Raw genomic sequence first — 12,200 nt, 5'->3', positions numbered from 1 at the left:
ATATGCTACTGCATCAGAAATTTTTCGAGGAATTGCCGGGTCCGGGGCTGCTGAGGATCGGCAAACAACGATTTAGCCGGCCCCTGCTCAACGATGCGTCCCTGATCCATGAAAATAGCCCTGTCTGCGACATCGCGGGCAAAACTCATCTCATGGGTAACGATCACCAGCGTGCGCTTTTCCTGGGCCAGCTGACGAATGGTATTCAGCACCTCCCCCACCAGCTCGGGATCCAACGCAGACGTCGGTTCATCAAACAGAATCACGTCAGGGCGCATAGCCAGCGCGCGGGCAATGGCCACACGCTGCTGCTGCCCACCGGAAAGACGGCGCGGATAGCTGCTCTCTTTGCCGGAAAGCCCCACTTTCGCCAACAGTTCACGGGCGCGGGCGGTGGCTTCATCCTTCGGCTCGCCTTTGACAATGACCGGCCCTTCAATAATGTTTTCCAGCACCGTGCGATGGGGAAACAAATTAAAGCTCTGGAAGACGAAGCCGACATGCTGACGCAGACGGCGAATTAACCCTTTTTGCTGGCTCAGCGATTTGCCGGTATCAATGGTGATCTCACCCACGCGAATGGTGCCGCCTTCTGGATGCTCCAGCAGATTAATACTGCGCAGCAGCGTGGTTTTACCGGACCCGCTCGGCCCGATGATCGCCACCACTTCGCCCTCCTGCACTTCCAGGTCGATGCCATGCAGCACCGTCTGACCATGAAACTTCTTCACCAGGTTTTTAACGTCGATAGCACTCATTTTGGATCACGCTCCTGGCGGTTAAGCTGATTTTCAAAATAGTTTTGCAGCGCCGACAGCACCGTCGCCATTACCCAGTAGATCAGCGAGGCGGCCAGGTACATGGTGAAGACCTCCAGCGTGCGCGAGGTAATCAGCTGCGCCTGGCGGAACAGCTCCGGCACCTGAATGGTGGCCGCCAGAGAAGTATCTTTCACCAGGCTGATAAAGCTGTTGCTCAGCGGCGGCAGGGCTACGCGTGCGGCCTGAGGCAGGATCGCCCGGCGCAGGGTTTGCCACGGAGTCATACCAATACTGGCTGCGGCCTCCCACTGCCCTTTTTCAATGGAGGAGATCGCCGCGCGCAGGGTTTCCGAGGTATAGGCCGCAGTGTTGAGCGACAGGCCAATCATCGCCGCCGGAATAGGATCAAGTTCGATACCAAACTGCGGCAGACCGTAATAGATCATAAACAGCTGGGCAATGAGCGGCGTGCCGCGAAAAATGGAGATATAACAACGCGCCAGCCAGCGCACCGGCAGCACCGACGACATGCGCATCAACGCCAGAATAAAGCCCAGCAGCAGGCCAAAGAACATCCCGCCGATACTCAGTTGCAGCGTAAACACCGCACCTTTCAGCAGGTATGGCAGCGAATCAATCACCAGTTGAATACTTTCTTGCATTATGATTTTTCTGCCTGTGATTTAAACGTGAGGATGGTAGGCAAAGAGAGCGGGCGCCCCGCCAGTATGAACAAACAGAATCGGCCCTTCGTCCTTGAAACGCTTCTGGCTGATACCGTCGATGAGGCCAGCCATCGCTTTGCCGGTATAGACCGGGTCCAGCAGGATCCCTTCCAGACGCGCCAGCAGCTTGACAGCTTCCGTACCTTCATCATTCGGCGTGCCGTAGCCCGGCGCGAAATAGTCATCCCACAGGATGATATCGGCGCTGGCGCTCACCTCGAGTTGCTGCGCCACCGCCTGCTGCAGCGTGACCACTTTCGGTTTCTGGTCAGCAACGCTGCGCGACACGGTAACACCAATTAGCTCGACGTCCGGCATTAACTGCTCCAGTCCTACTGCCAGCCCGGCATGGGTGCCTGCGCTACCGGAAGCGACAACAACCGAGGAGATACCCACGGCCCCTTCGCACTGCTGGGCGATCTCCAGCGCGCTTTCGACGTAACCCAGCGCACCCAGCGCGTTCGAGCCGCCTACCGGGATCACATAAGGACGGAAGCCCTGGGCTTCGACGCGGGTGGCCAGCTCTTGCAGCTGCGCCGCAGGGTCGGTCAGCGCATCGCACATTTCTATCTGCACATTAAACAGATCCAGCAGCAGACGGTTGCCGTTGCTGAGGTAGTTTTCTGCCTGGGTGCCAATCGGGTTTTCCAGCAAGGCGATGCAGTGCAGGCCCAGCTTTGCCGCAACGGCTGCGGTCTGGCGCACGTGGTTGGACTGGATCGCCCCCGCGGTAATCAGCGTATCGGCCCCTTCACGCAGGGCATCTGCCGCGAGGAACTCCAGCTTGCGCAGTTTGTTGCCGCCCATCGCCATGGGCGTCACGTCATCACGTTTGATAAGGATGTCGCGCCCGAGGTAGTCCGATAAGCGCGGCAAATACTCCAGTGGCGTCGGCGCGCCAATAAATTCGAGGCGCGGAAAACGCGTTAGATTCTGTAATGACATGAAAACCTCCGTAACCCTGTCTAAGTCTGTCTTTTTTTATTATGCACGTTGCTGGCGAGGAAATAAAAAAGGCGCTTATCAAAGCGCCTTTTTTTGCATTCAACTGCTTACTTTGTGACGTCTGCCCCGAACCATTTCTCAGAGAGCGCCTTCAGGCTGCCGTCTTTCTGCATCTCGGCAATGGCCTCGTCGACGGCTTTCACCAGATCGTCGTTGTCTTTGCGGATGGCAACGCCCGCTTCCTGACGGGAGAAGGCATCACCGGCAACCGCCAGGGTGTCTTTGGTCTTTTTCACCAGGTCCAGCGCCGCCAGACGGTCAACCAGAATGGCGTCGATACGGCCTACGCGCAGATCCTGATATTTGGTCGGGTCATCATCATAGGTACGGATGTCCACGCCCTGCACGTTCTGGCGCAGCCACTCTTCGTAGTTAGTCCCCAGACCAACACCGACTTTTTTACCTTTCAGGTCTGCGGCTGATTTAATCGAGCCTTCGTTCCCTTTTTTCACCAGCGCCTGGATACCGGAGACGGTATACGGGGTGGAGAAGTCATATTTTTTCTTACGTTCGTCAGAGATGGTGACCTGGTTAATCACCACATCAATGCGTTTGGAGTCCAGCGAGGCCAGAATACCGTCCCATTTGGTCGGTTTCAGCGAGGCTTTTACGCCGAGGTGTTTCGCCAGCGCTTCGGCAAACTCCACTTCAAACCCGGTCAGTTTGCCGTCATCGCCCTGGAAGCTGAACGGAGGATAGGTGCCTTCCAGACCAACCAGCAGCGTGCCGCGCTCTTTCACTTTATTCAACAGACCTTCTGCCGCGAACGTTTTCACGCTCATACCGGCAACCAGCGCAACGGCCATTACACCCATCAGCGCCTGACGACCCAGAAGTGCAAATTTCATACGTACCCCGATATCATTGGAATTTTGAGTGTAGTGTAGGGTGTTTGGCCTTAAGGTCAAACACGACTGCGCTACATGTTATTCATTTTTAATATATATCAGAAGTTGTTTCGCGGTGGACTTTCTGCTTCGGCGTCACCGGCATTTGCGTTTTAAATTGCGCATATTTGCGCAGCGCAATCCGGTAGTTGTTGGTGCTGGTCGCAGGCAGCCATGGCTCAAGATTTTCATCCAGATAGCCGTTGGTGAGTAACTCAGGGGAAATACGCTGCGTGGTCAAATGCTGGCCCAGGCGACGCAGACGCACAACATATTCGCGCACCGTGCCATGGCTCATCTCTGTTTGCTCAAACAGGAATTGCTTAAAGCCGATGATATCGAAAAAGTCGCTCTGCTCCTTGCAGTGCAGATCGCCACAGAAACGACATAACGCCACCCACTCCTGTTGCTCCAGCAGCCATCCGGCCTCATCCAGCAGCGTATCGAGGCGGGAAATCGCGATTTTATTGACGATTTCGCCGCGACGAACCAGCGTGATGCGATCGAGCAGCTTATGGCAATGGGCGCAATGCGTCTGGCTGTGTTTAAAGTCTTTCAGGTAGCGGCTTAATGGCCGTCTTTTAGATTGCTGCACCGTCATGATAACTCCTGGTTGTCAATACGTTGTGCGGCACTTAACGGGTGATCGGAATCACCTATAACTTACCCAGTTTGGTACGTAAGCGTTTAATGGCCTGGCTGTGCAGCTGGCTTACCCGCGACTCCCCTACTTCCAGTACGGCACCAATCTCTTTGAGATTAAGCTCTTCCTGGTAATAAAGGGTCAGCACCAGCTGCTCGCGTTCCGGTAAAGCTTCAATCGCTTCCATTACGCGCTGGCGGACATTGCCTTCCATTAACTGGTGCAACGGGTTTTCCTGCTGATGATCGTCCGTCACCAGTTCAATGCTATCGCCATGCTCTTCGCGCCACTCGTCATAAGAGAAGAGTTGGCTATTGTTGGTATCGAGCAACATCTGGCGATAGTCAGCCGTAGAAATTCCCAGACGCTCCGAAACTTCGGTTTCCGTCGCGTTGCGTCCAAGTTCTTGCTCCAGCTGCCCCATTGCTTGCGCCACTTCGCGTGCATTGCGTCGAACGCTGCGCGGCACCCAATCCCGGCTGCGCAGTTCGTCGAGCATCGCACCACGAATACGCTGTACTGCGTAAGTCGTAAATGCCGTTCCTTGCAGAGCGTCGTATCGGTCAACTGCGTTCAATAACCCGATACCGCCCGCTTGTAGCAGATCGTCCAGTTCCACACTCGCCGGTAGCCGCACCTGAAGCCGCAATGCTTCATGTCGCACCAGCGGAACATAACGCTGCCACAGCGAGTGTTTATCCATTACACCTTCAGCGGTATAGAGTGAATTCACGATAAACAGCCCTGCGTTAGTTGAGTTATCGGCATGATTATCCGTTTCTGGAGGGGTTTTAATCGTGTGAATAGCGGGGGGAATGGGGGGTTATTTGGGGGTTATACCTTGAAGGGCGTAAGCAGACGCTCTCCCTAACATCTGCTATGTGGCAACAAAATGGGACAAAGAAAATCAAGGAAGGGCATATTTTTCCTGTATTTCACTAAGTTGCTTATGCACTTCTGATATAACTTCCAACTTGATATCATTAACATGAAAACCATGTTTTCGATGAAATTTGTTCATTGCAACTATAATCACTCCGCTGGAATTAAGCCATGTACTAATAGTTGACTGTTGTTGGCTCCACTGTTCATCACCAAGATAATTTTGCGAATCATCAATATCCGCAAAATAATAAAAAGCGGGATGCATACCACAATTGATGATAGCGAGTGTATGATCGACGTGTTCCATAGAATTATAGAATTGCTCATCCATAAGACCAGCTGCCACCAAACTTTTCGAAGAGTAATAACTAAAAGCTCCGACACAGGCAGGAAAAAACGATACATTCAACTTACCATAGTTAATTCGCAATAAAGGCTTAGGGTTGCCTTGCTCGTCAATATTATAAACCCCATGCTGACTAAAGTTAAAGTGCTGAATACCACTAAGTTTGGACGCTTCAATATAACGCAAGAACACATCGTGATTTTTTATAAAAATGTCATCTTCAATTAAAAAATAATGTTCAACATTCCGACTTTGAAGATAGCGCAGCGCAATATTTTTACTAACTCCGACCCCCAAATTTTCTTCATTATGATGGTATTTGAAATCAATACTTTCATATTCAATGAAATGTTCGCCATCATTTACAATGATAATCTCGTCAATAATTTGAAGTGGAAGTGAATTAATCAACTTTAGTAAACCGCCCTTGCGATTATAGGTCACAATGCCCACACCAATCTTTTGATTATGAATCATATTATTCCTGAAACCTTCTATATTTTAATAGCCTCAGTATAGTAATTACTGAGGCTATCATCTGAATATTACAAGACTTCTTAGCTTCTAATTTACGCCTTACCGACCCAAGCTTCTCGCCATTCCTGAATACCTTGTTCATCCAAAAACCACTTTTGGTGAATCTTGTTACGGAGTTTTTCGCCAGCCTCTTCTAATGCCTGTCGATCCGCAAGATGTTCTCTAATAGCCTTTAACCAAAGATGGAAGCGATTTTGCACGCATGTAACCGGCAATCCACAACGATATGGGGCAATATCAGTACAAATGATTGGCACACCGCAGGCTCCCAGCTCCAGCAACCGGAGATTGCTCTTACATTCGTTAAATACATTATTTTCAAGCGGTACCAAAGCAAGATCAAGATCTAGGCTACTTAGTTTTTCTGGATACCGTTCAAAAGGCACTGGCTGATGAAATTCGCATTCAATCCCATAAGGTTTCATGCCCATAAATACCCATTCGACTTCATCACTAAGCTCTTTAATCAAAGGTAGTAAGATCTCTAGATCTCCAGTGTGGCTAGTTCCACCGGCCCAACCAATACGTGGCTTAATTTTCCTACGTTTCTGGCTACACAAATGTCTCCATTGTTCAATATCGAGTTTATTTCTGGCCACTCGAATATCGTTATGCAAATGCGCATATGCTTGCGCCAAGGGTTTGGTTGACACAACCATCCAGTCCGCATGCTCTGCAATCCGGCGTAATCGGCTTGCTATATTTTTAGGAATTTGAGATCTGAAAGCATTTTTTTGTGGAATTTTGGGATAGTTGTCGTCGTACTCAAGAACGATTTTTGCATTACTGACTTTACGATAGTTTTCAATAATAGGAATAATTGCGTCATCTAGCGATAGCGCTAATAAAATTATATCCGGCTGAGCAATCGCCACTTCCATGACTGAAGGCGTTCCATGGATAACTCCCCCTTCTAGCGCAAGTGTTTGCTCAAGTGCTTTAAAAGGTTTAATCACCCGATAGTTTCCACATCCAGTCCAGTTAGTATGCGAAGCTAACACTACCGGCAAAGGTTTGCCTGGTAAAGGTTGTTGAATGCGTGAGGTACGAGTCCCTAAATGGAATAGAGAACCAACTTTTGCCATATGGTAATTATAGTAATTATCCTGTGCTATCTTGCTTCCCCATTTATCAATGAGTGTTGCGAAGGTAGCTTGGTTCGGATGTGGTTCGACTCCAAATTTCTCCTTAAAGAGGCGAGTAGCGCCACCAGCATGTTTTACACGTGCATGCGGCGTCCAAACTGTGATATAGTTTTTTTCACGCACGCTTAGAGCAATGTCTACGTCAGAGAAATAGACAGGAAGCCGTTGTTCGTCAAAGCCACCAACTTCCTTAAACACATCGCGTCTCATCATCATACAGGCAGCACTAACTGCAGTTGCCCCACGAACAGCTTTCAGGCGCATCATGAATCCATTTATATCTTTTTCCGCGCCACGGTGTGCTGTTGCGATACCATCTCCTACACCGATTATATACCCACCGTGTTCGACGTTATCATTTTCAAACTCTAGACGCGCACCAACAATACCAACTTCTGGGCGAAGCACATGTTGCAACATCTCTTCTATCCAGTCTGGCTGAATAATTTTCACATCGTTATTTAAAAAGAGAAATACCTCTCCTTCGGCATGTTGCACCGCTAGGTTATTCATAGCAGCAAAATTAAACGGTGCATTGTAACGCAATATTTTAAAACGTGAGAGATTGAGCGACTCGAGTTGATGAAGATAGTCAAGCATCTCCTGCTCTTCGGAAGCGTTATCAACAAGCAAGATTTCATAGTTAGTGTATTGACTGACCTCGATCAGAGAATCGATACATTGCTTCAAAAATGGTAAGCGATCGCGTCCAGGAATAATGATCGAAATTAAAGGCCGCGAAGCTATTGGATAAGCGATTCGAGCGAGGCCTGTTGCGATATCGACCGTTACATTCGCGGAAATATCGCAACGTTGCAAATGTTGCGAGGTTGCTTCTTGCAACTCTCGTTGAACCTCTGGTATTTTCGCTAGTATTTCAACAGGTTGCTCAACTGCCATCAACACTTCAGAAATATGTCCAACCGAGACAGGCCCCCTGTCTTCAATAATTCGCCAGCACAGAGGGTGGGCAATCAAATGATTGAATCCAACATCAGCCCCACCAAATTTACAAAATGCTTCACGGGTAATGAATATATTACGACCAAAGTAAGGCCATGCGCGTAATAGATCTATATCACAGTCGGATTTAAGATATAATCCCGGTTCATCATTCTCATAAGAGATAATATCATCACAGTACCAAATTGATTTAGCAGGGTCTCGCATACAGTGTTCAGCCCATACTAGTAAAGTATGTGGCAGAAATACTGCACCAGCTTCAACTATCAATACCCCGTAAAAAGTGCTATTGAAAACAAAATTATTTAGGTCTTGATGAGTTGATTCCTTCGCAGCATTGAGCACATAGATCGCGTAGGGTATGAGGTGTTGTTGCTTCAAGGATTCGATCGTTTTGGACGTTTGTCCGTCAACACCATCTCGATCGATAATTACCACAGCAATCTGCCCAAATTCAGGGTAAGACTTAATAAAAGATTTCAGTACTTCAATACGGGTAGGTGAAGGAATACGGTCATTGAGCCACTTCTCAACAGAAATACCTTCGTCAACTATAGTATCCATTACTCGACGGTGAAGATCAAAACGCTGCCATTCTTCTTCATTAATAGAGAGTTTTACTGGCTCTGGTAGGCCTACCTTCAGTTTTTCAATTATAGAATTCAGGTTCCAATGTTGACTCGCCCGCATCCGGAATTTACGAGTCCATTCAACGCCTGCATCGAAACCCTCAACCAACTCTTTCGCCCAAATTGCCCAATCATCAATGACATGTTTTCCTGAGCATCTAAAACCGGTGTCGTTCAGTTTTGATACATTTCCTTCGCCAACAAGTCCTGCTGAACGAGACTGTTCAGCGACTACTGCTGGAATCCCAAGACATAGTGCCTGTACAATACAACGTCCACTCCCAACTACAACCTGATACTGGGTTAATAGTTCCATACTTAGTGGAATTATTGCATGCGCGAGGTTGACATGGTCGAGGCCGATTCCAAGTGCCTCGAGAGCAGCTTTTTTTTCAGCCAGACTCTCGTCACTGCCTTCAGAAACAACCAGTACTTTGCTGAAGGCAGCAATATTTGGTTCAAATGAACAAAAATCCTTAGTAGCAGAAAGTGGAAAATATTTTAATCTGGATTGCTTTATTCCTTTCTCTGCCAACATTACATAGGAAGATGTCGAACTTGTTAGACTGAGCCAAGACAATTTATTCTCGAGCCCAGCGCCATAGGGCAGATCGTAATCTGAATAATTTTCAAAGTGTTGAAACACTACACGACCACTAATAGTCGATTTTAAAAATGCATCATTTAATTTCGGGCAAACATATCCTTGGAAAATCCAGATTAATGCATAAACAGGTTCAAGTGGTAATTCTTGAGAATATACAAATCGGATCTGATCTCGATAAGTAGCCGAAACAATACGATGATGCCAGTATGAACTTATTCTTTTAGCAATCAAATCTACTTGCCAACCATCTGCAGTGAAATATTCCATGACATCATAAAAGGTGGTTTCTGTCTGACTGAAATTTTCAAGTTTATCTATAGAGAGCAGAATTTTTTTCATGGCATCATTTGATAGTTGAGTTGACGAGGTCTAGTAAACTAAAAACCCGGCCATTGCCGGGTTTGACCTATATAGCATACGTTGATTAACGCAGTAAAGACAGCATAGCTTGTGGAACTTGGTTTGCCTGAGACAGCACGGAAGTACCAGCCTGCTGCAGAATCTGCGCGCGTGACATGTTGGAAACTTCAGTTGCGTAATCAGCGTCCTGAATACGAGATTGTGCTGCAGACAGGTTCGAAATTGAGTTGTTAAGATTGTTGATGGTAGATTCAAAACGGTTCTGAATCGCACCCATATTAGAACGCGCTGTATCAACTTTCTCAATTGCAGCATCGACTGCGTCAATCACTTTCAATGCACTGGCGTTACCGCTAATTGCAGCACCGATATCAGAACCGCCGAGATCTGAAGAACCTGCATTGATCAGAACTTTACTATCGATCGTAATTGTATCGTCACCCGTAGTACCTGCACCAACCTGAATTTTTACTGACGTTTTAGTACCATCCAGTAATTTGGTACCGTTGAAGTTTGCAGCACCTGAGATACGATCAATTTCAGCCAGACGCTGAGAAATTTCAGTGTTAACCGAATCTAAGTCAGTAGTACCGTTAGTATCGTTTGCAGCCTGAACAGACAGCTCACGGATACGCTGTAAGTTGGTGTTGATTTCGTTCAGGTTGCCTTCAGCAGTCTGAACCAGGGAAATACCGTCGTTGGCGTTACGTGCCGCCTGAGTCATCCCTTTAACCTGAGCGGTCATACGGTTAGCAATCGCCTGACCCGCTGCATCGTCTTTAGAGCTGTTGATACGCAGACCGGAGGACAGACGCTCGATAGCAGTGCCCAGGGAAGACTGAGATTTGTTCAGGTTGTTCTGAGTGGTCAGGGACAACAGGTTAGTATTGATAACGGCCATAATTTTAATTCCTTAAACAAAAATGGTTTCTAGGTCGGTGCCTAACACTCACAGCGTCTCTCACCGTCAACAAGGTTATCGACGCCCTGGCAGCAGACTTTAGAAAATATCTAACAAAAAATTTAATCCTTTGTTTTTAAATGTGTTTTTTTTGAATTTATTTCTTAAAGTGCTTTGCCAGTGCCCAGGATTAAAGCAAAAAACAAAGAATTCCCCACGCTACTACAGCCCGCAAAGCGATGTGATGCCGCAAGAGTCCTTACGCTCATAAAAGCGCCTATAAGAGGGGGTTATTGCGCGATTTATTTTTTTCCTTATAGCGTAAACTTTTCTCTGTTTTGGCCGATATAGGTCTGAAACAACCATTGGAAAGGAATTAATTATGGCGACTATCAGCAACCTTGGGGTGGGGATGCCGGGTTTATCAGATCTGTACGATAAGTTACAGGCTGCGGAAGAGACGAAGCTCACAGCTATCGCCACTCAGAAAACCAAATATGACGCGCAGATCACCGGCTACGGAAAACTGCAAAGCGCCCTGACCACTCTGCAAACGGCTGCAGCTAAACTGGCAAAGACAGACACATGGAACTCAACGTCTGTTTCCAGCACCAATACCGCGTTCGCCGCGACCACTTCAACGAATGCGAACGTTGGCGAATTTACAATTAATGTCAATAAAATTGCTAAAGGCCAGGTTCTCACTACCGCGCCAGGCACTATCGACAGCAATACCAAACAGCTGGGTGAAACCACTGGCACAAACCGCACCATTACGATTACCCAAGCCGGTGCCGACAGCAAACCACTGACAGTGACGCTCGCCGACGGCGAAACGTCCCTGAACGGCATTGCCAAAGCCATCAACGCCGCTAACGGCAACGTTTCCGCGAGCATTGTCAAAGCTGATAACGGTGATTACCGTCTGATGCTGTCCTCAAAAACCACCGGTACCGATTCAGATATGACGGTGACGGTGACAGGCGATGATACGCTGAACGCAGTCATTGGCAGCGCTGCGCTTAAAGAGCAGGTGAAATCTCAGAATGCCGTCATCAACGTTAACGGCATTGATATTATACGCCAGAGTAATACCGTGACAGATGCGTTGCCGGGCGTCACCCTGACCCTGAAAGCGCCGAGCACCGCTGATGAAACGCTTTCAGTGAAGCGATCTACCGACGATAACAAGAAAGCGGTTACCGAGTGGGTGACTGCCTATAACGCGCTGCAATCAACGATTACTTCCCTGACCAAATATGAACCGCCTGCAACGGGGGCAACCTCCCAGAACTCCAGCAATGGTGTCCTGATGGGTGACAGCACTATCAGGGGAGTACAATCAGATCTGCGTGCTTTATTAACCAATGTCCAGACCGGCTCTTATGCGATCATGGCTCAGTTGGGTATCACTCAGGACCCGCTGAAGGGTGCTGACGGCACGTTCGGCAATCTTAAGATTGATGATAAGAAGTTAACCCAGGCGCTGACAGAAAACCCGGCGGGCGTACAGGCCTATTTCGTTGGGGACGGTAAAACCACCGGTTTCGCCACCCAAATGAATAATACCCTGACGGAGATGCTGAGCACCTCTGTAGGTAAAGAAGGCGTTATTCAAAATGCGAAAGACGGTATTAACGCCACGTTGAAAACCATTGGCAAACGTTACGACGCGATGGAGCTGTCTATTGAAGCCACGATGGCACGGTATAAAAAGCAGTTCAGCGATTTGGATTCGCTGGTAACCAAATTCAACAGCACTGCTTCCTACTTGACCTCACAGTTCAGTAACAATTAAGAAAGGAA

At 48.1% G+C, this 12,200-nt stretch carries 10 protein-coding genes; 1 reads left to right on the top strand and 9 read right to left on the bottom strand.

Translation table 11 applies throughout. From position 1 onward, the window contains the following. Positions 1-5 precede the first annotated feature (5 nt). The 9 genes from tcyN to ABIE02_RS07830 form a co-directional block, all read right to left on the bottom strand. On the bottom strand, positions 6-758 hold the full coding sequence (tcyN, locus tag ABIE02_RS07870) for an L-cystine ABC transporter ATP-binding protein TcyN (RefSeq protein WP_032612068.1): 753 nt from the start codon (positions 756-758) through the stop codon (positions 6-8). After that, entirely contained in the window at positions 755-1,423 is a 669-nt protein-coding gene (gene tcyL / locus ABIE02_RS07865) for a cystine ABC transporter permease (RefSeq protein ID WP_032612070.1), read from the bottom strand. Before tcyL ends, tcyN begins: the two co-directional genes overlap by 4 nt. Before the next feature lie 21 nt (positions 1,424-1,444). Beyond that, the gene (gene dcyD / locus ABIE02_RS07860) at positions 1,445-2,431 is read right to left on the bottom strand and encodes a D-cysteine desulfhydrase (RefSeq protein ID WP_032612072.1); all 987 of its coding nucleotides are present in this window, start codon (positions 2,429-2,431) and stop codon (positions 1,445-1,447) included. Between the two features lie 107 nt (positions 2,432-2,538). Then, entirely contained in the window at positions 2,539-3,339 is an 801-nt protein-coding gene (gene tcyJ, locus ABIE02_RS07855) for a cystine ABC transporter substrate-binding protein (RefSeq protein ID WP_032612074.1), read from the bottom strand. Between the two features lie 88 nt (positions 3,340-3,427). Beyond that, the gene (gene fliZ, locus ABIE02_RS07850) at positions 3,428-3,979 is read right to left on the bottom strand and encodes a flagella biosynthesis regulatory protein FliZ (protein WP_262659446.1); all 552 of its coding nucleotides are present in this window, start codon (positions 3,977-3,979) and stop codon (positions 3,428-3,430) included. Between the two features lie 55 nt (positions 3,980-4,034). Beyond that, a complete protein-coding gene (fliA, locus tag ABIE02_RS07845; RefSeq protein ID WP_032612078.1) occupies positions 4,035-4,754 on the bottom strand; it encodes an RNA polymerase sigma factor FliA in 720 nt (239 codons plus the stop codon). Between the two features lie 174 nt (positions 4,755-4,928). Then, positions 4,929-5,729 (bottom strand): glycosyltransferase family 2 protein, encoded by an 801-nt coding sequence (locus ABIE02_RS07840; RefSeq protein WP_059307612.1) that lies wholly within the window; start codon positions 5,727-5,729, stop codon positions 4,929-4,931. A 92-nt stretch (positions 5,730-5,821) separates the two neighbouring features. Continuing rightward, positions 5,822-9,472, bottom strand: coding sequence for a glycosyltransferase family 2 protein (locus ABIE02_RS07835; RefSeq protein ID WP_071886435.1), 3,651 nt, complete (start codon positions 9,470-9,472; stop codon positions 5,822-5,824). An 85-nt stretch (positions 9,473-9,557) separates the two neighbouring features. Beyond that, the gene (locus ABIE02_RS07830) at positions 9,558-10,394 is read right to left on the bottom strand and encodes a flagellin (RefSeq protein WP_059307610.1); all 837 of its coding nucleotides are present in this window, start codon (positions 10,392-10,394) and stop codon (positions 9,558-9,560) included. Between the two features lie 382 nt (positions 10,395-10,776). On the opposite strand from ABIE02_RS07830, the gene fliD reads away from it, so the two are divergent. After that, a complete protein-coding gene (gene fliD / locus ABIE02_RS07825) occupies positions 10,777-12,192 on the top strand; it encodes a flagellar filament capping protein FliD (RefSeq protein ID WP_059307609.1) in 1,416 nt (471 codons plus the stop codon). Positions 12,193-12,200 lie beyond the last annotated feature (8 nt).

The organism is Leclercia sp. 1548, assembly GCF_050435045.1.
Lineage (GTDB): Bacteria > Pseudomonadota > Gammaproteobacteria > Enterobacterales > Enterobacteriaceae > Enterobacter > Enterobacter adecarboxylatus.
The sequence above is the reverse complement of the archived record's forward strand: the minus strand, read 5'-3'. Positions and strand labels throughout refer to the sequence as shown.